This window comes from Streptomyces sp. NPDC046335 (assembly GCF_055587985.1).
The window spans coordinates 13,872-36,715 of the sequence record NZ_JBVJFF010000011.1; the positions used below are offsets into that span (position 1 = coordinate 13,872).

At 67.8% G+C, this 22,844-nt stretch carries 15 protein-coding genes; 9 read left to right on the forward strand and 6 right to left on the reverse strand.

Annotation, left to right across the window (positions count from 1 at the left end; translation table 11 throughout):
* Positions 1–285 precede the first annotated feature (285 nt).
* Positions 286–4,263, forward strand: a complete 3,978-nt coding sequence (eccCa, locus tag ACZ6JY_RS26175; protein WP_469199456.1) for a type VII secretion protein EccCa — start codon at positions 286–288, stop codon at positions 4,261–4,263.
* 94 nt (positions 4,264–4,357) lie between these two features.
* Positions 4,358–4,663, forward strand: coding sequence for a DUF397 domain-containing protein (locus tag ACZ6JY_RS26180; protein WP_469199458.1), 306 nt, complete (start codon positions 4,358–4,360; stop codon positions 4,661–4,663).
* 114 nt (positions 4,664–4,777) lie between these two features.
* Here ACZ6JY_RS26180 and ACZ6JY_RS26185 read toward each other — a convergent pair whose 3' ends face one another.
* The 4 genes from ACZ6JY_RS26185 to ACZ6JY_RS26200 form a co-directional block, all read right to left on the reverse strand.
* A complete protein-coding gene (locus ACZ6JY_RS26185; RefSeq protein WP_469199460.1) occupies positions 4,778–5,080 on the reverse strand; it encodes a WXG100 family type VII secretion target in 303 nt (100 codons plus the stop codon).
* A gap of 56 nt (positions 5,081–5,136) precedes the next feature.
* Positions 5,137–5,475: a WXG100 family type VII secretion target gene (locus tag ACZ6JY_RS26190; protein ID WP_447040326.1), complete on the reverse strand. Its 339-nt coding sequence runs from the start codon at positions 5,473–5,475 to the stop codon at positions 5,137–5,139.
* Between the two features lie 96 nt (positions 5,476–5,571).
* Entirely contained in the window at positions 5,572–6,759 is a 1,188-nt protein-coding gene (locus ACZ6JY_RS26195) for a S8 family serine peptidase (protein WP_469200094.1), read from the reverse strand.
* Positions 6,760–8,437: 1,678 nt separating this feature from the next.
* A complete protein-coding gene (locus tag ACZ6JY_RS26200; RefSeq protein WP_469199463.1) occupies positions 8,438–8,839 on the reverse strand; it encodes a hypothetical protein in 402 nt (133 codons plus the stop codon).
* A 548-nt stretch (positions 8,840–9,387) separates the two neighbouring features.
* Between ACZ6JY_RS26200 and ACZ6JY_RS26205 the strand changes: the two genes are divergently transcribed.
* The 3 genes from ACZ6JY_RS26205 to ACZ6JY_RS26215 are packed head-to-tail and all read left to right on the forward strand — an operon-like array spanning position 9,388 to position 12,193.
* A complete protein-coding gene (locus ACZ6JY_RS26205; protein WP_469199465.1) occupies positions 9,388–9,873 on the forward strand; it encodes a hypothetical protein in 486 nt (161 codons plus the stop codon).
* Between the two features lie 9 nt (positions 9,874–9,882).
* Positions 9,883–11,664 carry an alpha/beta hydrolase gene (locus ACZ6JY_RS26210; RefSeq protein WP_469199467.1) on the forward strand — a complete coding sequence of 594 codons (1,782 nt, stop codon included), beginning with the start codon at positions 9,883–9,885 and terminating at the stop codon, positions 11,662–11,664.
* A gap of 58 nt (positions 11,665–11,722) precedes the next feature.
* Entirely contained in the window at positions 11,723–12,193 is a 471-nt protein-coding gene (locus ACZ6JY_RS26215; protein WP_469199469.1) for a hypothetical protein, read from the forward strand.
* Positions 12,194–12,198: 5 nt separating this feature from the next.
* Here the strand turns inward: ACZ6JY_RS26215 and mycP are convergent, their stop codons facing one another.
* Together mycP and eccB are read right to left on the reverse strand one after the other, a co-directional pair.
* Positions 12,199–13,461 carry a type VII secretion-associated serine protease mycosin gene (mycP, locus tag ACZ6JY_RS26220; protein WP_469199471.1) on the reverse strand — a complete coding sequence of 421 codons (1,263 nt, stop codon included), beginning with the start codon at positions 13,459–13,461 and terminating at the stop codon, positions 12,199–12,201.
* 19 nt (positions 13,462–13,480) lie between these two features.
* On the reverse strand, positions 13,481–15,013 hold the full coding sequence (gene eccB, locus ACZ6JY_RS26225; RefSeq protein ID WP_469199473.1) for a type VII secretion protein EccB: 1,533 nt from the start codon (positions 15,011–15,013) through the stop codon (positions 13,481–13,483).
* A gap of 301 nt (positions 15,014–15,314) precedes the next feature.
* Between eccB and eccE the strand changes: the two genes are divergently transcribed.
* The 4 genes from eccE (at position 15,315) to ACZ6JY_RS26245 (ending at position 22,841) form a co-directional block, all read left to right on the forward strand.
* On the forward strand, positions 15,315–16,550 hold the full coding sequence (gene eccE / locus ACZ6JY_RS26230) for a type VII secretion protein EccE (RefSeq protein WP_469200096.1): 1,236 nt from the start codon (positions 15,315–15,317) through the stop codon (positions 16,548–16,550).
* On the forward strand, positions 16,550–17,317 hold the full coding sequence (locus ACZ6JY_RS26235; RefSeq protein WP_469199475.1) for a hypothetical protein: 768 nt from the start codon (positions 16,550–16,552) through the stop codon (positions 17,315–17,317). The genes eccE and ACZ6JY_RS26235 overlap by 1 nt, the downstream gene beginning before the upstream one ends.
* Positions 17,318–17,613: 296 nt before the next feature.
* Complete coding sequence (locus tag ACZ6JY_RS26240) at positions 17,614–20,589, forward strand: SCO5717 family growth-regulating ATPase (RefSeq protein ID WP_469199477.1); 2,976 nt, start codon at positions 17,614–17,616, stop codon at positions 20,587–20,589.
* A gap of 359 nt (positions 20,590–20,948) precedes the next feature.
* Positions 20,949–22,841 (forward strand): ABC transporter substrate-binding protein, encoded by a 1,893-nt coding sequence (locus ACZ6JY_RS26245; RefSeq protein ID WP_469199479.1) that lies wholly within the window; start codon positions 20,949–20,951, stop codon positions 22,839–22,841.
* Positions 22,842–22,844 lie beyond the last annotated feature (3 nt).

Consider the following 22,844-nt stretch of genomic DNA (forward strand, 5'->3'; position numbering starts at 1 on the left):
CGCCGCGTTCACCGACTGTCTCGTACGGCGTGGCGCGGCCGTGGGAGAACCGGACCTCCTGGCTGATTCCTGAGCCGCAACCCCGACACGTACCGGGAAATGCCCGCATTCTTCCGGCAGTTGCCCGCCCCACCGGCTGGCCGGATCAACCACCGCACGTGTGCACATCGGGCACCCTGCCCCCGAGCGGTGACTACCGGTGTCAGTATGATCACACAGCGATCGCATCGCCCGGTCACCGGGCGGCGAGCGGAACGCCCGCCCCGACAAGGGAATTGGTGCTCAGTGAGCCACATCGTCGTGAAGCGCCCGCCTCGGACGCTGCCCTCCCCGGTCCCCGCCGACGAGGTCGTGCTGCAGCCCCCGCCCGAGCTGCCGCGCGGGCAGCAGGAGGGCGCGATGATGCAGTTGCTGCCCATGCTCGGCATGGGCGGCTCCGTGGTGTTCTTCTTCATGCCGAGCGCCCACCCGTTCATGAAGGTCATGGGCATGGTCATGGTGGCGTCGACGGTGGCCATGTCCGTGGCGATGCTGATCCGCTACCGCCGCGGCAACCAGGGGCAGTTGGCGGACCTGCGGCGCGATTATCTCGGGTATCTGAAGCAGACCAGGCGTACCGCCGTCGAGACGGCGCGGGCACAGCGCGACGCGCAGTACTACCTCCACCCCTCCCCCGAACAGTTGTGGGCCCTGGTCGCCGAGGGCAGTCGGGTCTGGGAGCGCCGAACGGGCGACGCGGACTTCGGGCAGGTGCGCATCGGCCTGGGGCCTCAGTCGCTCGCCACGCCGCTCGTACCGCCGCAGACGGCACCGGTGGACGAGCTGGAGCCGCTCACCGCGGGCGCGATGCAGCGCTTCCTGGCCGCACACAGCACGCTGGAAGACCTGCCCATGGCCATCTCCCTGCGTGCCTTCTACCACGTGACGGTCAGCGGGGACCCCGAGACGGCGCGGGGCACGGCGCGGGCGCTCGTCGCCTCCCTCGCCGCGCTGCACTCCCCACACGACCTGGTGATCGCCGTCGGGGCGGGCACGGCTGCCGCCCGCGCCTGGGAATGGACCAAATGGTTGCCGCACAGCCAGACACCGGGGGTCTCGGACGGTGCGGGCAGCCGCCGGCTCATCACCGGTGACCCCATCGAACTGGAGGCCATGCTGACCGCACGCCTCCAGGGACGGCCGCGATTCCACCCGGAGGGGTCGCCCTTACCGGACGAACCGCACATCGTCGTCGTACTCGACGGCCTGTCGCTGCCTCCGACGGCCGCGCTCGCGTCGCCCGAAGGACTGCAGGGCGTGACGGTCGTGGAGGTCGTACCGGGCGAGCTGGCGCAGGGCCGTGGCGGATTGTCCCTCGCGGTACATCCGGGAGCGCTGCGGATCGAGTCGGACCACGGCCTGGTGTACGAAGGCACTCCGGATGTCTTTTCGTACGAGGGAGCGGAGGCGCTGGCCCGGCAGCTCGCCCCGCTCCGCGTCCCGTCCGGCGGTGACGACGACGAGCCTCTGCTGGCCAACCTGGAGTTCACTGATCTGCTCAACCTCGGTGACGCCGACTCGGTCGACACGAGGCGGACGTGGCGCGCCCGCTCGCTCGCGGAACGGCTCCGCGTTCCCATCGGCGTCGGCGAGGACGGCCGCCCCGTGATGCTCGACCTCAAGGAGGCGGCCCAGGAGGGCATGGGCCCGCACGGCCTGTGCGTGGGAGCCACCGGCTCCGGCAAGTCGGAGCTGCTGCGCACGCTGGTGCTCGGCCTCGCGGTGACGCACTCCTCGGAGACCCTCAACTTCGTCCTCGCCGACTTCAAGGGCGGTGCGACCTTCGCGGGCATGGCGCAGATGCCGCACGTCGCCGCGGTCATCACCAACCTGGCGGACGACCTCACCCTCGTCGACCGCATGGGCGACTCCATCCGGGGCGAGCTCAACCGCCGGCAGGAACTGCTGCGGGACGCGGGCAACTACGCGAACATCCACGACTACGAGAAGGCGCGGGTGGCGGGTTCACCGCTCCAGTCCATTCCCTCACTCGTCCTGGTCATCGACGAGTTCAGCGAACTGCTCACCGCCAAGCCCGATTTCATCGACATGTTCGTGCAGATCGGCCGCATCGGCCGTTCGCTCGGCGTGCATCTGCTGCTGGCTTCGCAGCGCCTGGAGGAAGGGCGGCTCCGGGGTCTGGAGACGTACCTCTCCTACCGTGTCGGGCTCCGCACCTTCTCCGCCGCCGAGTCGCGCGCGGCGCTGGGCGTGCCGGACGCGTACCAACTGCCGAACGTGCCCGGGTCCGGCTATCTGAAGTTCGGCACGGACGAAATGGTGCGCTTCAAGGCGGCGTACGTCTCCGGGGTGTACCGGTCGGGATCGGGGCAGGCCGCGACTTCAGGCGGCTCACGCCCCGTGGACCGCCGACCGGTGCTGTTCACCGCGGCCGAGGTGCCGGTGCACTACGCGGCCGTGACCGTGCCCGAACCACGTGCCGCCACGGGGCCGGAGACGGACGACGCGCTCGCCGACACCGTCCTCGACGTGATCGTGCGCCGCCTGGAAGCACAGGGTCCAGCCGCCCACCAGGTCTGGCTGCCGCCGCTGGACAGCCCGCCGTCTCTGGACGCGCTGCTCCCGGGGCTCACGGCGGTGCAAGGGCGCGGCCTCACCCAGCCCGGCTACGAGGGAGCGGGACGGCTCGTCATCCCGCTGGGCCTGGTCGACAAGCCGTACGAACAGCGCCGCGACACCCTGTGGTGCGACTTCGCCGGGGCGGCCGGCCACATGCAGATCGTCGGCGGACCGCAGTCCGGTAAGTCGACCCTGCTGCGCTCGCTGATCGCGGCCTTCTCCCTCACCCACACCTCGTACGAGGTCCAGTTGTACGGTCTCGACTTCGGCGGTGGCGGGATGGCCTCCGTCGCCGGGCTCCCCCATGTCGGCGGCGTCGCCTCGCGCCTCGACCCCGAACGGGTGCGGCGCACGCTCGCCGAGGTGTACGGCGTGCTGAGCCGACGCGAGGAGTACTTCCGTACGGCCGGCATCGCGTCGATCGCCGACTTCCGGGCACGCAGGGCCCGGGGCGAGATCTCGGTGACCGACCAGCCCTGGGGCGACGTCTTCCTGATCATCGACGGATGGGGCAACTTCCGTTCCGAGTACGAGGGTCTTGAGCCCGCCGTTCTCGACATCGCGGCGCGCGGCCTCGGCTACGGCGTCCACCTGATCCTCACCGCGTCACGGTCCATGGAGGTACGCGCGAACCTCAAGGACCACCTCATGAACCGTCTCGAACTGCGGCTCGGCGACACCATGGACTCCGAGTTCGACCGGAAGGTCGCCGCCAACGTCCCCGCCGGGGTGCCCGGTCGCGGACAGACTCCGCAGAAGCAGCACTTCATGGCTGCCGTCCCACGTATCGACGGGTTGTCATCGGACACGGACCTCGCCGAGGCCACGGCTGGCCTGGCCACCGAGGTCACCCGCCACTGGACGGCGCCGGGGGCGCCCGCGGTCCGTCTGCTGCCGCGAGAGCTGCCGGCGGGCGAGCTGCCCCCGGGCAACGCCTTCCCGGACCGGGGCCTGTCCTTCGCCCTCGACGAGAACAACCTCGAGCCGGTCTTCGTGGACTTCGAGCAGGACCCGTTCTTCCTCGTCTTCGGGGAGAGCGAGTCCGGCAAGTCGAATCTACTGCGGCTGCTCATCAAGCGGCTGACGGAGCGCTACAACGGCGATGTCTGCAAACTCTTCGTGGTCGACAACCGCCGCTCACTCCTCGACGCCGCCCCGGCCTCCCACCTGGCCGAGTACATCCCCATGTCCAACGCCATGGATCACCACATGGCGGCTCTGGCCGACCTGATCCAGCGGCGCACCCCGCCCGCGGACGTCACCGCACGGCAGCTCCGTGAGCGCAGTTGGTGGCAGGGTCCGACGGTGTACGTGATCGTCGACGACTACGACCTGGTCTCCACGTCCAGTGGCAACCCGCTCGGAAATCTCACGGAGCTCCTCCCGTTCGCCCGTGACGTGGGGGTGCGCTTCATCATCGCCCGGTCGACCGCGGGCGCGGGGCGGGCGTCCTACGAGCCGTTCATGCAGCGAGTGAAAGAGCTCGGAGCCCAGGGCGTGGTCCTGGCAGGCGACGCCGACGAGGGTGACATCCTGGGCGGGGTGCGGCCACGGCCCATGCCGGTCGGCCGGGGGATCTTCGTGTCGCGGAAGCGGGGAAAGCCGATGGTGCAGACGGGGTTGGCGGACAGGGAGTTCTTCTGAGGGCCGCCGTTCTTCCCAACCTCTGAACAGGGGCGAAGCCCACAAGTAGGGTGGCCCCACAGCTTTTTCGTACGTTGTGAAAGGACCCTCCGCCATGGCCGATGCACCCGACAAAGCGGCGCAGGAAAAGGCTCGCAAGGAACGCGAGAAGGAGGAGCTCTACGCCCTCGACATCTCCGGCATCGAGTGGCACCACGCGCCGGGCACCGAGGAGCACGAGGAGCGGGTGGAGATCGCGTACCTGCCCGAGGGCGCCGTGGCCATGCGGTCGTCACTGGATCCGGAGACCGTGCTGCGGTACACGGCGGCGGAATGGCGGGCGTTCGTCCTGGGCGCGCGGGACGGGGAATTCGACCTGGAGCCTACTGTGCGCAATGGCGGGGTCGCGGCGGCCGAGTGACGTGACGCCGCGTACTGGTCACGCATAGGACGGGGTGGACGCCTCCCGCGCTAGGGGTGGACGCCTCCCGCGCGCGTCCACCCCGTTTCGTCTACGCCATGCACCGGTCCGGGCTCACTGGAAGTAGCTGGCACCCTTCAGGTCGCCGCCCCGGTAGTCACCACCGGCCTGGCCGACCTTCTGTCCGATGTCGACGAGCGCCCGGTGAATGGCGTCGACGTGCTTGTCCCATTCCTTCTGCTTCGCGACATACGCCGTGTGGGCCTCGCCCTCCCAGCCCTCGGCCACCTTGGCCACAGCGCGCTTGATGTCCGCGAGGTCGGCTTCCAACTGCCTGGCCTGGATGCCGAGTTCGGTGGTGATGGCGTCAAGGCCGCCGTATTTGACCGCGAGCTCATCCAAGTGCACGTTTGCCATGCCTGCCCCGTCTCTCAGTAGGTGTGGGGAACCCGTTCCCCGAAGGCCTCAGTGGTTCAGTAGCTGTTGATCGCCGATTTCTGTGCGCCGTACTGGACGTCGATGCTGTCCATGGTCGACCGGACCTGGTCCTCGAGCCCGTCCGTGAGCTTCTCGTTGCCGCTGATGCCCTCGAGGAAGTCGACCAGGATGTTTCCGACCGCCCTCATGTGCTCGTTGATCTCGGTCTGCTTCCTGTCGAAAGCATGCGCTCCGATGCCCCGCCAGTTGCCTTCCATCATGTCGAGCGTGCCCTGGAGACGCTTGAGCTGCTTCTGGACCGAGTCGTACTTGCCCACGATCTCTTTCTTCAGAAGCGCCACTTGCTGGTTGTTCAACTTCTGGCCTTCAGCCACGGCTGGGCTCCCTTCGTGAACTGTCGTTGGGATGGGTGGGATGGGTGGGATGGGTTCGGAGCGTGATCAGGCCGAGAGGTCGTGCTCCTGCCCGGTTCAGGTGCGGCGTCGAGTGCGCGTCGTGGCGAAGGCGCCACCGCCGATCACCAGGACTGCGGCGAGGCCGCCCAGGATCGGCCACAGAAGGCTGCCGCCGTCGTCATCTTTTGGGGACCGCTCGGCGGCGGAAGCCTTTTTCCCGTCCGGGGCCGCCTTCTTCGCGGGTTGCGTGGGCGCGGCGGGCTCGGAGGCGTCAGGCGTCGAGCCACCGCCGTCGGAACCGGCACCGACGGTCTTCTTGTTGGTGATGGGGTCGACGTCCGCGGGCCCGGGCTTCCCTTGGCCCTTGACGACATTGCGGGCCGGCCGGATCAGCCCATAGCCGAGATAGTCGCTGGGCTCGTCCTTCGGCCAGTCGCGGCCGGCTGTGTCGATGAGGACACGGAGGACCTGATTGGCGGTCCAGTCGGGGTGCTTGGACCAGACGAGGGCGGCGGAGGCGGAGGCGATGGCAGTGGCGGCGCTGGTACCGCCGCCGCCTTCGTCGCAGTAGGAACGGAAGGTCTTGTCGCACCAGCGGGGGATGTCGAGGCCGGGGGCGGCGAGGTCGACGTACTCTCCGAATTCGGAGAACTTGGCTACCTTGCCATTCTTGTCCGCGGCGGACACCCCGATCACGTTCGGGTACGCAGCGGGGTAGCCGATGAAATTCTCCTTCCCCGCGTCATTTCCGACACCTGCGAACATCAATTTACCCTTTGATCGAGCGTAGTCCACGGCCTTCTTTTCACTGGGCAGCAGAAATTTGCCAGTGAAAGACATGCTGATGATCTGAGCATCGCTGTCGGCCGCCGCTCGAATGGCCTCCGGAATGCCACTCGTCTTCTTGTTCTTGAATTTTTCGCCAAGGCCAACCCGGAAGGAGATGACCTCGGCTCCGGGAGCCAAACCCTTCAGCCCCTCCTGACCGGACCCCGCGATGAGCTCCGCCATCGTGGTCCCATGGCTGTTGTAGTCGTCCAACGGTCCGCCGGACAGTCCAGCGAAATCCTTGCCCGACTTCACGCGCCCCTGGAGGGAAGGCGTTCCGGAAACTCCTGTGTCGATGACGGCCACTCTGACGCCTTCACCGGTGCTGGCCTTCCACAGGTTCTCCGCTTCCATTGCATCCAGATACCACTGCTTCGACCGCACATCGTCGGCAGCCGCATTCGGTGCCGGCCCCACGAGCAAAAGCGGCATCACAGCGGCCAAAGGTCCGATAACGGTGAATCTTCTCCGCTTACGGTTCGTCCTCGTGGTGCTCTGCCTGCCACGTCGGTCAGGTCCCGACTCCATGCCCTGCACTTCCTCGCCCACGATTAGTCGATCACTGGTGGCACTTGGCGCCGCCTGGACAGATCCATCTCTTGGCCCTCGATGACCTCAGCGGACCTCGGCGCCTGCTCGTCTTCCTGAGCGGAGCGCCGCTGATCACCACTGGTGTTTCGCACCAGGCCGGCACCTCCAGTGGTGAATCCGCTTCTACGAGTTCCTGAGGTCCGCTCGCGGGGCTTGGGAGTGCCGACCACGCCGCCTTGGGTGTTGCCGATCCGGCGCGAAGCCTGCCCTTTGGCACCGTTGCCCTGAGGACCCATGCCCGCGAGTCCTCGCTGACCGACGCTGCCGCTCGTGGTGCGCGAGCCACCAGCGCCAGGCACTGGTCCTGGGCTGGGCCGACCACCGACTACACCCTGGGCCGGCTTGGCGCCGGTCGCATTCGGGATGCCGGGCCGCGGACCCGGTTCGCCGAGACGTCGCGGAGTACCGCCCGTGATGCTGCGACCCATAGGTGGTTGCCCGGAGGACGTCGGGTTACTGACGCTGCGCCCCTGCGCAGTCGGGCTGATGGGGGAAGGACGACCGTTAGGCACCGCCGGCCCACGCCCCGTACTGTCGTAGGTTCTTCCCGGTCCGGGCGGTCCCGTGCGTCCTTGAGCAGAGGGCACCTGCTTCGAGGTCGCAGCGGGGCCGGGGGCACGTGCGGTGAAGTCACCGAGTCTTGGGGTGGAACGACCGCCACCAAAGGGCAGAACTGGTGCTGTGTCGTGAGGTGTTGGGCCGAGACTCGGAGACGGAGGCCCAGGCACTGGGGCAGTGGTCTGCGGAGGCAGGCTTTGAACACTGTCGATCTCCGTACCCACCGCTCGATCCGGAGTGATGATTGGGCCGTGCCCGTCGAGCCGGGGCGTCGAGGAGCCGTGAGACGAGGGGCCGTCGGGCGAGCCGTTGCCTCCTGGGGCCGCCAAGTCCGCGTGGCGATCAGGCGGGCCCGCTTGAGCATTGTGGGCAGTTGCGGCAGCGGACAGCCCACCCGCTCCCTCACCGGGCGACACGGGATCTCCGCCCGGTACCGGCTCTGGCACCCCGACCTCAGGCATCGCCGAGAACGTAGGCGGCTCCTGGCTCGCCATCCCCTCCCTCGACACCAGGTAGAACGACGCCAGCCGGTTCATCTGGTTGATCGCCTCTTGACGGTGCTTCTCCGTCTTGACTGCCGCGTCGTACTCCTCGTTCCCCTCAACCCGCTTCGGGACCGGGATGTCCTCCATGGACTTCGGATCGACTCGAGTGTCCCGGGGCGGCATGGAGCCACGCACCGACGCCAACCCCGCACCAGCCGACTCCATGTGTGCGCTCGCGGCAGCAGCGAAGTCGGACAGCTTGTGCGTGTCCTTGACCAGATTCTTGCCCCACTTGCGGAATGCCTCGCCCGCCTCCCCCTCCCAGTCGACCCGGTCGATGTGCTGTCCGAGTTCCCGGGCAGCAGCGGCGATCGCGTTCCGCGCCCCCTGCAGCGCCTTGCCGGCGCTCTCCAGGTCCTCTGGTTTGGCCTGGTCGACCAGATCGATCATGTCGTTGAGACGGTGTCCTTCGAAGCCCACTAGGACCACCCTGCATCGGACTTGTCGCTGCCGTGGCCGCCCTGTGCGTCAGGTTTGCCGTTTCGTTCGTGCCCGTCCGGCATCTCCTGACGGCCGACCCGGGTCTGGATCGTCCAGAAGCGCTGCCGCAGGTCTTCCTCGAGGTTGTCGAAGCCGACGTCGGCGCCGTGCACCGCGATCCCCATGGCGTCGATCTGGTCACCCAGCATCTTGGAGAGCGAGGTCAGCCGCTCGTGGACCTGGTCGTACTGCTTGTACAGCGCGTCGGCCTCAGGGAAGGCGCTGCCGGCACCGCTGAAGGACGCCCGAAAGACTTTCTGCGCACCGACCTTCGACGAACTGCCGGCCGAATCTTCGAACTCTGCAAGAAGCGTGTTGATGCGCCGCCGGAACGTCTTCAACGCTTCCAGCCCTCGCTTGACATCGGCGCCTGAAGACGGCGCAGTGCCCCCGTGCCCGTCCGTAGGAAGCACTAGGCCTTCCCTCCCCGTTACCTGCCTGCCCGACCAACTCGTGATCGCGGCGCGGCTGGTGGTCACTTATCGCGCCCGTGTCACTCTAGTCACACACGGTGAGACTCCCAACCCCGCTATTTGTGCGCACAGTTGAAACTCAGCCACTGCTGGCCCTCGCAGGCCCGTGCATGTGCATCAGCAGGCCCACGACTTGGCACCGAGGCACCCACTTCAAGCCATGGTCGCGAGCTCGCCGGTCGGTCCCTCGCACGTCGCTTGCGCAACTCATACCAACCCTCACCGTCGACCACGGCATGCACAATGCCACCACCGCGACCGCGAAGCGACGCACTCCTTACTCAACACGTCTGAGTACCTCTACTCAGTCGGCCAAGGGCAACTGCCGCTACGATCACGGGCGTTCAGGTACCAGCGGAGCTGATCACCGGGACGCATTAGCCCCGGGCGGCACACTCGAAGGAGGGAGACCACGCATGGCGTGGGATGAGTGGGAGCAGCTCAAAGCCAACGCGTCCGAGCGTCACCCCGCACAGATGCAGCTCAACCAGGCTCCGGCTGACCAGGGCAGCGCTGACCCTGGTGCCGGCGGTGGAGGCGGCTGGGACAGCGGTGGCTCGACCGGGCTCAAGTCCAGCAAGGCCGCGTGGAGCAGAGCCGGGGAAGGGGTCGGCTCGCTGCGGGAGAACATCAGCAAGGTGTTGGCGGAACTGGAAGAGGGCCAGAAGGGTCTCGGTCAGGCCCCTCAGTGCCTTAGTGCGGCAGCTCAGCAGGACGTCCACGATTCGTGGGAACGGTACGTCAAGGACATGAGTCGCAGATGCGGCTCCCTCCAGAAATTGCTGGAGCAGGTGGGCCGTCATCAGTATAAGACCGACGAGGCAGTCGAAGCTCAGCTCGCGAGTTTGTCCGTCGCATACAGGGATACGCCGGCCACGGGTGGCCAGGCGAAAGGGCAGTGACAGCCAACAATGGATTACAAGACACTCAGATCCCTCATTCCCGCCAAGTTCGAGAACGCAGCGGACGGCTATCGCGCGACCAGCGACATGGCAAGTGCGGCCAAGGGCCACCTCGAAAAACAAGTCACTGCCGGCATGCGGAAGTCTTTGGAAGGGGCGTCGGCCAGGGAAGCCCTCAAACACGTGTCCAAGCTGGCAGAGAATTTCCACTACACCCAGGTCGAGTGCGGCTTAATCGGGACGGCTCTAAACGGTTTCGCATACGACCTCGCCGCGGCCAAGAGGAAACTCGACGCTGCCGTTGAGGCTGCCCAAGCGGATAAATTCACCGTGAACCCTGACGGTTCGGTCGGATATCCGTCAGCCGGTAAGGAGACCGAGGGCGAACGACCCCCAGGTGGGACAGCGAGCGGCACGACCGACAAAACGGCAGCCGGACTAAATCGCCAGGCCGCCGGATTCGATCCCAACCCGAACTATGCTCGCGCCCAGGAGTACGCCGACCGCATCGCCGCCGCCATCCGGGAGGCGACAGAAGCCGACGAGAAGTGGGCTCCGAAACTGCGGGCACTCAAGGCCGACGATGATCTCTTCGTATCCGCTCGGGACTGGTCCGACGCGCAGGCCGACATGCATGGGGTTCGGGCGGGGGCGAAAGAGTATCTGGACGCGCTTGGAGGCCCCCCCAAGGACGGTACACCCCAGGAGAACGCGAAGTGGTGGAAGAATCTCACCTCGGAGGAGCGGGCGGATTACGTCGCTGTCCAGCCTGCCTCTGTCGGATCCTTGGACGGCCTACCGGCAGATGTCCGCGACGAGGCCAATCGCATGGTGCTGGCGGAGAAGCAGGGCCAGTACGAGGTGGCACTCAAGGCCATTCCGCCGGAGCCCACTAATAAGTGGGTCAACGGCGGCGGCCGTGTGGGCATGATTCACAGCGATGAGTGGATGGACTGGCACCAAAAGTACGGCGAGCGAAAAGAGCATCTTGAAAATTCGCTCCAGGGAATGCAGAAAATCCAGGACCGTTTCAACTCCGCTGGGGTCGAAGGACTCCCTGAAGCCTACCTGCTCGGTTTCAACGCGGAAGGAAATGGCCGCGCGATCATCGCCACAGGTAATCCGGACACTGCTGATCACACAGCTGTCTACGTTCCCGGCACGACCTCGAACCTGGGGACGATTGGTGGAGGCATTGACCGCATGACGAATCTGTGGAGGGAAGCCAACGCGGTCAGCGAAGGGGAATCCGTCTCCACTCTCACGTGGCTCGGATACGACGCCCCGCAAAACATGGTCACGGATTCGCCGTTCAAGCACTACGCGGACGACGGGGCACCGACCTTCAATCATTTTCTGGACGGACTCGACGCCTCGCGCACCGCCGATTCGGAGGGCCATCGAACCGTCATCGGGCACTCATACGGCACCACACTGATCGGCTCTGCGGCCCAGCAGGGCGACCTCAGTACAGACGACGTAATACTCGCAGGTAGTCCGGGAGTGCTGGTCGGTTCAGCCTCTGAGATGGATGTTCCCAGGGGACATGTCTGGAACCAGGAGGCGCAAGGTGACCCGGTCCCGGACATCGGCCGATATGGGCACGGCGGAAGTCAGTTTAATCTGGGCGGCGGCGTATGGATCATCCCCAGCGACGACTCCTTCGGGGCGAATCAGATGACCACGGATACACATGGACACAGCGATTACTGGAAAAGCGAGAGCACCAGTCTCCAGAACCAAGCCCAAGTCGTGGTAGGCCGGACGGAGAACGTAGACTTTGAAGAATGAAACGCGGGTCGGAGCGCTTCTACTGTCCCTCACTTCTGCCTTACTTACGGGATGCGGCATGTATGATTCAAACGGAACCAATGACTCCACCCCCTCTTCCGGCACGCGGAGCATTGACGTCGCACGAACTGAAACGAAGAAGGTATCCAGCGACATCCTTGACATGATCAACATCAAGGGGCGAGTTTCGGAGCCTGGCCCGGGTGTGACTCGATGCGGCGGAGGTAAGGGCCCCGAGAGGTTTTTTCGCATGCTGCATCCCTGGAGCTTCACGCCGGAATCCCCCAAGGGGCTTGACCATGTGATGAAGCACCTCAGGGAGGAACTACCCAAGAATGGGTGGAAGGTCGTGGAGTACGAGCGCGACACCAGCGCGAACAGGAATCTGAACCTCACTGCCGACAATGACAAGAAAAAGTTCAGCGTCCACGTCACGTACTACGCAAAGGACAGCCCTCCCAAGTTGGCCGTGCGAGTCATCTCAGGCTGCTACCAGGTACCCGAAGGCGAAAGAGTCGACCAGTACTGAGGTCTTCAGCTTTCCTCGCGTCGACGTTCCCGCGCCCGTCGGCGTCGCGCGTCCCGCACAGCCACCCCCGTTCCACCGAGCCCCGCCACGAGCACCACCGCCCCCACCGCCGCATACGTCGCGATACGTGCCGTGCGCTCTTCCGCTGTCTCACCCAGGTGGAGTTTCGCGGGAGTGGGAGCTTCCGCCCGGGTGAGGCCTTCCCCGGGGGTAGGCGTCTGGATCGGGTGGTCGTCCTCCGTCAATGCGCGCACCGGGTCCGCCACGCCCCAGCCCACCAGGCGGTCGTGGCCGGGTGCCGAGCGTTCCGCTGTTTGTTGGATCTGGGCCGTGATCTGACGTGGAGTCCAGGTGGGGTGCTTGGATTTGATGAGGGCGGCCAGGCCTGTGACGTACGGGGCCGCGAAGCTCGTGCCGCTGTCGGCGCAGTGGCCGCCGCCCGGGACCGTGGAGATCATGTCGACACCAGGGGCCGCCACGTCGACGAAGTCGCCGGACTGGGAGAAGGCGGCTCGTTCGTTGTTGCGGTCCGAGGCCGCCACCGCGAGCACGCCGTCGTAGGACGCGGGGTAGGTCTTCTTGATGTTGCCGCCCAGGCCGTCGTTGCCCGCCGAGGCGACCACCACCCGCCGCTGGTCGAGCGCCCTGTCCACTGCCCGCTTCAGCTCCGGTGCGGGCTCCGCCGCGTTCGCGGTGTCCTGGGAGATGTTGATGACGTCCGCGTCGGCGTCGACCGCGTGGTCGATGGCCTTCGCGAGGGTGGCCGCCGTGCCGTGGCCCTCCGCGTCGTTCTGCGTGATCGGGATGATCGTCGCGCCCGGGGCGAGGCCCACGAATCCGGTGCCCTTGGCGGGGCGTGCCGCGATGATGCCCGCGACGCGGGTGCCGTGACCGACCCCGTCCGTCGTACCGTTCGCCTTGCCTCGTTCGATCTTCTCTCCCTTGTCGTCCTTGGCGGGGAGGAAGTTGCGGCCACGGGACGCGTCCACGGCGGGCTTCAACTGCGGGTTCTTGGTGTCCACACCGGTGTCGATCACCGCTACGCGCACCCCCTTGCCCGTTGACTGGAGCCACAGTTCGTCCAGGAGCACCCGTTGCAGGGACCAGGGGCGCCCCTCGTAGGGCTTGGAGGGGAACGTGCACTGTCCGGACGACGACGGATTGGCGTCGGCCGGCGTCGGCGTCGCCACTGCGAGGGTCAGGGCAGCCGTGACTGCCCCGGCCGCCCTTCTCGTGCCGCGCGAGAACGCAACGGAACCGTTCGTCATGTCAACGTCCCCTCACGCCTCAGGAGCCCTGCGGCTGTCGTGCCGCGGCCGTCGACAGTCGCGGCCCGGTGGGCAGGAACTTGGACCAGGCCGCTGGGATCGGGGTCACGTCCGTGTCCCCGTATCCGAGGCGTGTCTGGGCCTGTTGCGCCTCCTGCTGTTGCTGCTTGCGCTGCTTCGCGGAGGTGCCGATGCCCGCGTCGTCGGTCGCGCTGTCGCTGTTGGACTGCATCGCGTACCGGAGGCCCGTGTCGGTGACCAGGAAGACGCCGCCGGCCTTCGTCTCGGAGCCGAGGAACTGCCGGTAGAGCTGGCCCGAGCCCGGCGTGACGTACGCGCTGGACGAGCCGGTCGGAAGCGGTGCCGGGAATTCGGTGCCTGCCCAGGTGCTGAGAGTCGTCGCGCCGTCGTCGGCGTCGACGTCGCGCAGGACGTTGCACACGGTGTTGCGGCTGCCGCGCGTGGTGGATGCTTCGTTGGCGGTCCTCGGCTCCTCACGCGGCCATCTGTACTCCGCCCCGAACTCCTTCGTCCCGGGGCTGAAGGCCGCGGCGCTCAGTTGCCGGGCCCGGCCGTTCTGTCCGAGGGTGACCAGGTCGGGGCTGCTGAGGAGGAGTTTCGCGGTGAAGTCGGAGACCGGGGCGATCCGCCCGGGAAGAACCACATAGTGCTGGGGCTTTTCGCCGTCCGTCGCTTTGAGGATCATGCCGACCTTGTCTGCCGCGTGGTCCTGCAGGCCCGGCACCTTCGCATCCGCACCCGGAGGGCCGTCGATCTCGGGGAAGGCGATCGCGTCTCGGGGAAGCAGAGTGTCGAGCCACTGTCCGGAGACCCGCTGCGGTTCACGCCCGGACCCCACGAGGATGCGCAGCAGGAGCCCACGCTCCTCCCTCTCCGAAATCCGGTACGCCCTGCCGTGGGCGTCGACCACGTAGCGTGTCTTGTCCGGGCCCACGACGTACAACAGCTCGCCGCCTCGCAGCCGTTCATGGCCCTCGGTCCTGTTCCGGTCACGCTCCCCGAGTACGAACGCCGCTTTCTGCATGCTGCTGCCACCCTCGACCGGGCGTTCACAGACCGCCCAGCGTTTGGCGGAGCCGGCCTCCGATGCCGAGGGCAGCCGGTCGGGGGCGTACGGGATGCCGATGGTGGCGCCGTGCGGGATCGTGCCCTTGTCGAGCACGGACTCGTCGACGTTGATGACCTCGCCCTTGCCGGAGTCGAGAAGGAGCTTCGCCGACGCCATGTTGAGGACCGGGTGCAGTTGGGATTTGCCGTGGGTCTTCAGGACGACGTAACGGGTCGTCGAGTCGCTCGCGATGATGACGTGTTCCTTGGGCTTGTCCCAGCCAGGTTTGGCCGCCGGCCGGAACATCCCCCACGCGCCGAAGACCGCCAGGACGAGCACCGCGACGATGAGGCCGGGCACCACCGCACGCAGGGGGCGAGGCGCTCCTTCCTCCGAGCCCGAGGGTGAGGGCTGGATGAACGCGGCCAGCGTGCGGCGCTTCGCGAAGATGTACGCGTTGAGTTCGTCCCGTCGTGATGCCATGCGTGTCTGGTTCTCCCCGTGAGCGACCTGAGTGGCTGCTGCTCCCCGTGCGGTGGCGGGCCGTGCCCATGCCCGCGCTCTCCGTTGTGGGGCCGGGCCCCTACTATGCCTGTTGAGTAATCGCACGTGCGGGCTGGGTGAGGTTTCTGAGGCCCAAGCGCCTTGCGCAAAAAGGCGGTTCGGGAGAATTACGGGGGTTGGGCTGGTGGCTTCAGCGTCGCGCAGGCGGACGGGAAGACGTACGGAGTCCGCCACTCGGACGCCGACACGGGTTGGCGACGGCTCGCCGGATACGTCAGGGATTCCCGGGCCCGCGGCCACGCTCCACCTGCGGTCGGCGGCAAGCCAGTTGGGTTCGTTTCGCCTGTTGCGACTCGTTCTGCTGGAGCTCGCCGCCGCTCTGCTCGTCGCGGCCTGGATCATCGGTCCACTGGCTCTCGCCCCGGCATCCGTGGTCGCCGCGGTGTTGGTGCTGTTGGCCGTCGTACGTCGCCGTGGGCGCCCGTTGCACGAATGGCTGGGCACTGCACGGGCGTTGAAAGCCCGGCAACGCGGTGTCGCGGAGAGATCGGTACCGCCGGGCACCGACCCCGCTTTCGCCCCGGCGGTCGAGTGTGACCCTGCCCTCCGTACGTACGCCTACAGCGGCCGCGACCGTCGCGAGGTCGGAATGATCGGCGACGGGACGTTCGTGACCGCGATGTTGCAGGTGGAATCGGACGTGACCGCCCTGCGGGCCGACCGCGGAAGGCAGCCGCTGCCGGTGAACCTGGTGCGGGACGCACTGGAAGTGGACGGCATCCGGCTCGAGTCCGCCCAGATCGTTCTGCACACCCAGCCCGCCCCCGCGCTGCACCTTCCGCAACAGTCCCTGGCCGTCAGCAACTACGCACCGCTGCAGGCCCTCACGGGGGCACCCGCGGTGCGGATCACCTGGATCGCCCTCAAACTCGACCCGGAACTCTGCCCCGAGGCCGTGGCGGCGCGCGGAGGCGGTCTGGCCGGTGCACAGAAGTGCGTGGTGCGTGTCGCGGACCAACTCGCGAGTCGACTCACAGGAGCGGGCTTTCACGTGACCGTCCTGAACGAGGAAGAGGTGGCCTCCGCCATCGCGACCTCCGCCTGTGCCAATCCCCTGGTGACGGCTCAGGCCGGCCGGGCCGGGGTACCGGAGCGCAGGACCGAGGAGTCCCCGCGCGCTTGGCGGTGTGACAACCGGCGCCACACCACCTATTGGGTGGCGCGCTGGCCGCAGTTGGGAGGGCCCGGGGGACCTGCGCTGCCGCAGGTCGTAGCCCTTCTCACCGCGGTTCCGGCGCTGACCACGACCTTCAGCCTCACGCTCGGACGCGGCGCACGGCAGGAGATCGCCTTGCGCGGTCATCTGCGGGTGACGGGCCGCGGGGATGCCGAACTGGTCGCCGCGCGGCGGTCTTTGGAGCAGGCTGCCCGTCAGGCCGGGACGGGGCTGGTACGGCTGGACCGCGAACAGTTGCCGGGGATGCTGGCGACGCTGCCGCTCGGGGGTGCTCGTTGATGGCTGTCTCGACTCCTCCGGTCACGGGTTCCCCGGGTGACCCGGCCAGGGGACCGTTCACCGCTGCCCTGCGGGGCGGATTCGGGCTGATCGGTCCTCGACACGGCAGACACGCGCTCTCCCCCGAGCAGGTGGACGCGCTGGCGCTGCCGATCGGTGACGACGGGGTTGTGATCGGCGTGGACGCCCAGGGCAGCCCCGCGACGCTCGGCGTCAATCGCCCCACGCCGTACGACATCCTCCTCATCGGCGGACTGTGGACGGCGCAGGTCATCGCGTTGCGGGCCGCTGCGACCGGGGCACGGGTGGCGGTGGAGACCGGGCGGGCCGGGGCGTGGGCGCGGTTGGTGCAGGCGCTCGGGGTGGGGCCGAGTGGCATGGCCGCGCATGACGTGGGGCGGGTGCCGCCGCAGGGGGCTTCCGCGGGGAGTCCCGTGCTCGTCGTGCGGGACTGCGGGATGCGGCCGCCTCGGGGGCGGGTCGTCTCCGCTCCCTGGCAGTCCGTGCTGACGGTGCTGCCCTATCTGAGTCCCGTCGCTCCTCGGCTCGTCAGGCAGGCGCGGCTGGTGGGCGTGCAGCGGGTGTCGCCCGATGAGGCGGTGCAGACCGGGCGGTTGCTGGGGCTGCCGGCGGGAGATGTCGATTCGCTGCCGACGCTTGCCGACGGGGTGACGTTGTGGTGTGCCGATCGTGACCGGCAGTACGTGATGACGCGGGCCACCGATGCCGAGACCGGATTGTTGGGTACCGCTCGGCGGATGGACTGACCTGGCGGAGGCGTCGGGCAATTCGGGGCGTGGTGTCGGCCATTGAGGGATATGTCCGTCCCGGTTTGATGTACGTGGATCGCTCCTGGGTGGGGCGTGACGCGATGGACAGCATTGGTGGGGTGGACTGCCCTGCCGTGCTGGTGGTTTTGGTGATTAGGCTGGGACAGTGCGCGTCGCCAGAACCCTCGAACGGGTGGTGCGCGTCTGCAACGGGGAGAGCCAGGCGGATCGGACGACAGGAACGGTCGCCCCCCACCACGGCACGAGGGTGCTCGACCACATCAGGAGGCATTGTGAACAGCGATCGGGACGAGATCCGCGGGGGCTGGGACTCACCCGTCGATGATCAGTCCGACGCGGAGTCCGCTGCCGAGACCACGGGCGAGTTCACCATCGACTACGCGCCGCCCGCCTGGTACACGCAGAACGCTTCGGGCAGTGCCGGGGAGACGCCTTCGGCTCCGCCGGTCTCCACGCCGCCGGTCACCACACCGCCGCCCTCCGCTGAGCCGCCCGCCTCCGCTCCGTTCACTCCATCCGCGGCTGAGCCGGCCGCTGAGCCCGCTCCCGTGCCGCAGCCGGCGCCCCTACCATCGTTCGCCATGCCGCCCGCTCCGTTGGCTCCGCCCACCGGGCCGGTTCCGCCGGTCGGTGCGGAGCCCGTTGCGCCTGCCGAGTCCGCTGCCGAGGGAGTTTCTGGTGCAGTGCCCAAGCTTCCCGTGGGGAGCGGGTTCGAGCCTGCGGATCGGGGTGGTGAGGGGCAGGAGCGGGACGGCTCTGCTTCTGCGGGTACGTCCGCGGACACTTCGTCCGCGGGTACCTCTACGGCTACACCTGCGTCTGCTGCTGAGTCTGCGTCTGCGTCTGCGTCTGCGTCTGGAGGTGCGATCACTGACTGGAGCTCCGCTCTTGCCGGGCCCGCCGCTTCCGTACACGTGACCGGTGTCGTACCGAAGAACGAGGTCGATGCACTGGCCGAGGCCAAAGCTGAGGATGACGCGGAGGGTGGCGCCGAGGAAGCTGCCGGTGCCGAGGAAGCGCAGCCTGCGTCCGCTTCCGAGCCGCAGTCAGAGCCCGAGGCCGCTGCCGCGCCCGTCGCGGAGAGCCTGGGTGGTGGTGACCTTGAGAGTGGCGCCACCATGCGGTTCTCCGCGCGTGCGCTGAAGCGGGAGATCGAGGAGCGTTCCGCCGCCGAAGTGAAGCCCGCTGCTGAGCCCGTCGAGCCCGCGAAGCCCGTCGAAGCCCAGTCCTCCGGAGCCGTTGCTTCTGGGGATGCCGTGCCTGCTGCTGCCGCTGCCACGGTCGGTGACTCCGGTGACAGCGGTCGTGACGGTAATGGCGACAGCGACGTGCAGGACTCCGCGCCTGCCTCTTGGGCTTCGCCGCCGGTCGCGTCGCAGAGTGGTGGGCTTCCGCCGTTGCCGCCCGCCTATCAGCCCGCGGCTCCGATTGCCGCGCCGCAGTGGCCCGCGCCGACACAGGCCGCGCAGCCGGAGCCGCCGGTCCAGGCCGAGCCGCCCGTTCAGGCCGCTCCCCCGGTCGCGCCCCAGCCCGTGCAGCCACAGACGCCACTCACGCCTAGGCCGGAGCAGGCTCCCCCGGCACCGGCACCGGCACCGGCACCGGCCGTGCCTGCGCAGGCCCAGCCGTTGCCGCAGCCGCCCGTACAGCCCCAGACGCCTCAGACGCCCCAGCCGCCGGTGCCCGGGGGATGGCACACGCCCCAGGGCCAAGTACCGCAGGGTTACGGGTTTCCGCAGGCGGGGGCCGCCGCGCCTGCCCCCGCGCCCGCGCCTCAGGCCGGTTATGGGTTTCCGCAGCAGACGGGCGCGGGCGACGCCCCCGTACAGGCAGGTGGTTACGGGTTCCCGCAGCAGCCGCCGGCTCCGCAGGCACAGCAGCAGCCGCACGCCCAGCAGCCCCAAGCCCCCCAGGGCCAGCCGCCCGCTCAGGGTCAGCCGCAGCCGCCCCTCCAGGGGCAACCGCAGCCGCAGGGCCAACCCCAGCCCCCCGTCCAGGGACAGCCCCAGCCCCCCATAGACCCCCGTACCGGCGCCGCCTGGCCGCAGGCCGTTCAGCATGATCAGCGGGAGCGGACCAATCCCGGGGCTCCGCTGGGGTACACCGCTGCCGTCGAGCTGTCCTCCGACCGGCTGCTGCGCAACACCAAGCCGAAGGCCAAGAGCAGCCGCTCCTCCGGGGGTGGCCGCTTCAAGCTCGGCGGCAAGAAGGAAGAGGCCGAGCGGCAGCGGAAGCTGGAGCTGATCCGGACGCCGGTGCTGTCCTGCTACCGGATCGCCGTGATCAGCCTCAAGGGCGGCGTCGGCAAGACGACCACCACCACCGCGCTGGGGTCCACCCTCGCCACCGAGCGGCAGGACAAGATCCTCGCCATCGACGCCAATCCCGACGCCGGCACGCTCGGGCGGCGCGTGCGGCGTGAGACCGGGGCCACCATTCGTGACCTGGTCCAGGCGATCCCGTATCTCAACTCGTACATGGACATCCGGCGGTTCACCTCGCAGGCCGCGTCCGGTCTTGAGATCATCGCCAACGACGTCGATCCCGCCGTGTCGACCACGTTCAACGACGAGGACTACCGGCGCGCCATCGACGTGCTCGGGAAGCAGTACCCGATCATCCTGACGGACTCGGGTACGGGGCTGCTCTACAGCGCCATGCGCGGGGTCCTCGATCTCGCCGATCAGCTGATCATCATCTCCACGCCCTCGGTGGACGGGGCCAGCAGCGCGTCCACGACGCTCGACTGGCTGTCCGCGCACGGGTACGCGGATCTCGTCTCGCGGTCCATCACCGTCATCTCCGGGGTGCGGGAGACCGGCAAGATGATCAAGGTGGACGACATCGTGTCGCACTTCGAGACGCGGTGCCGGGGGGTTGTCGTCGTTCCCTTCGACGAGCACCTCGCCGCCGGCGCGGAGGTCGATCTCGACATGATGCGGCCGAAGGTGCGGGAGGCGTACTTCAACCTCTCGGCGATGGTGGCCGAGGACTTCGTACGGGCCCAGCAGCAGCAGGGGCTCTGGACCTCGGACGGGAATCCGCCGCCGCGGGTGGCTCCGCCCATGCCGGGGCAGGGGCAGGTACAGGGGCAACCGCAGCCGCCGCAGCATGGTGGGGCGCCTTACCCGGGACAGCCTCAGCCTCAGCCGTATGCCCCCCAGCAGCCCCAACAGCCCCAACAGCAACCTCCGCAGGGCTACCCCCAGCAGCCGCAAGGCTGGCAGGCACCGCCTCCCCAGCAGTAGTAGCAGCAGCGTTCCGTATCTCACCTCAGCGGGCCCGTGCCGTTTCTCGGCGCGGGCCCGCCGTGCGTTCCACCGTGCGTTCCGCCGTCCGGCCGAACCCCACGGCTCCCGAAGCCGCCCACCTGCTGCTCCCCCAGCCGTCACCCCCTCACCAGCCCCGCGTCAGAGGTCTTGACCAATGCGGGTGAAGTTGCCGTCAAGTCGTTATTTCCGCAGGCCACATGGGGTTCACCTGCCGTTGACGTGTGCTGACCGGCGCTGGTAAACACACAGCAACCAGCTGACGTTCCTTGATCAACCAGCGTTCAACCAGTTCAACCAGCCATTCCTGCGCGAGCGATGACGCGAGGTCACGACCCATGGACACACAAGATCAGCACGGCAGAACAGCAGTGACGGAAGCGACCGCGCACGCCCCCCGGCCCCGCGGCCGTCTGAGGCTCGTGCTCGCCGGGGGTGCCGCCGCGTTCACCCTTACGGCCGGTCTCGCCACGCCGCTCAATCTCGCCCCGCAGCAGGCCGAGGCCAAGGCCGACGACGGCAAGAAGGTCCTCACCGTCGCCGTGGCGCAGAGCGTCGACTCGCTCAGCCCGTTCCTCGCCCAGCGGCTGCTCAGCACCAGCCTGCACCGCCTCACCTACGAGTACCTGACGAACTACGACGCGAAGAACAACCGTGCGATCGATGGGTTCGCCACTGACTGGAAGCCCTCCGCCGACAAGCTGACGTGGACGTACACCATCCGGGACGACTCCAAGTGGTCGGACGGCAAGCCCGCCACCGCCGAGGACGCGGCATGGACGTTCAACAAGGTGATGTCCAAGGAGGGCACCGCCACCGCGAACTCGAACTTCGTCACCAACTTCAAGAAGGTGACCGCGCCCAGCCCCACCAAGCTGGTCATCGAGCTGAAGAAGCCGCAGGCCACCATGGCCGCCCTGGATGTGCCGATCGTTCCCAAGCACGTCTGGGAGAAGGTCGACGACATCTCGAAGTTCAACAACGACAAGGACTTCCCGGTCGTCGGCAACGGGCCGTTCATCCTGACGGACTACAAGGTCGACCAGTACGTGCGGCTGAAGGCCAATAAGGACTTCTGGCGCGGCGCGCCCAAGTTCGACGAGCTGGTCTTCAAGACGTACAAGGACCAGGACGCGGCCGTCTCCGCCCTCCGCAAGGGTGAGGTGTCGTTCGTGGCAGGGCAGCCCGCGCTCACGCCCGCGCAGGCCGACTCGCTCAAGAACGAGGAGAACATCAAGGTCAACGAGGGTCCTGGCCGGCGCTTCTTCGCCCTCGCCACCAACCCGGGGGCCAAGACCCGCGACGGCGAGAAGTTCGGTGACGGGCACCCGGCCCTCCTGGACAAGAAGGTGCGCCAGGCGCTCTTCCTCTCCGTGGACCGCGAGGCCATCGTCGACAAGGTGTTCCAGGGGCACGCCGTGGAGGGCGCGGGCTACATCCCGCCGCGCTTCTCCGAGTACGCCTGGCAGCCGAGCGGCGAGCAGCAGATGGCGTACGACCCGAAGAAGGCCGCCCGGCTCCTCGACGAGGCGGGCTACAAGAAGAACGGTGACGGCAAGCGCGTCGGCAAGGACGGCAAGCCGCTGGACTTCCGAATCCTCTGCCACGCCACGGACCCCAACGACAAGGCCGTGGGCAAGTACCTGAAGGAGTGGTGGGGGGATCTGGGGATCGGGCTCGAGGTCGAGTGCCTCGACGACGTGTCCGTGCCCTGGTACGCGGGTGAGTACGACCTCGCCTTCGACGGATGGTCCGTCAACCCCGACCCCGACTTCGTGCTCGGCATCCACACCTGCGCCGCGCTGCCGGTGAAGGCCAAGGAGAGCGCCGCCACGGACAACTTCATCTGTGACAAGAAGTTCGACGACCTGTACGACAAGCAGCTCGCCGAGTACGACCCGGGCAAGCGTGCCGACATCGTCAAGCAGATGCAGTCGTGGCTGTACGACTCCGGGTACATGAACGTCCTCGCGTACCCGAACGCCGTCGAGGCCTACCGCACCGACCAGATCAAGTCCATCACCACCATGCCGACGGCCGCGGGCAACATCTACGGTCAGGACGGATATTGGAGCTGGTGGTCCGCCGTGCCCGCGGATGGGAAGAGTTCCTCCAAGGACGGCAGCTCGACCGGTGTCATCATCGGTATCGCCGCTGCCGCGGTGGTGCTCGTGGGCGGCGGAGTCCTGTTCGCCCTGCGCCGCCGTTCGACCGCAGAGGACCGCGAGTAACGC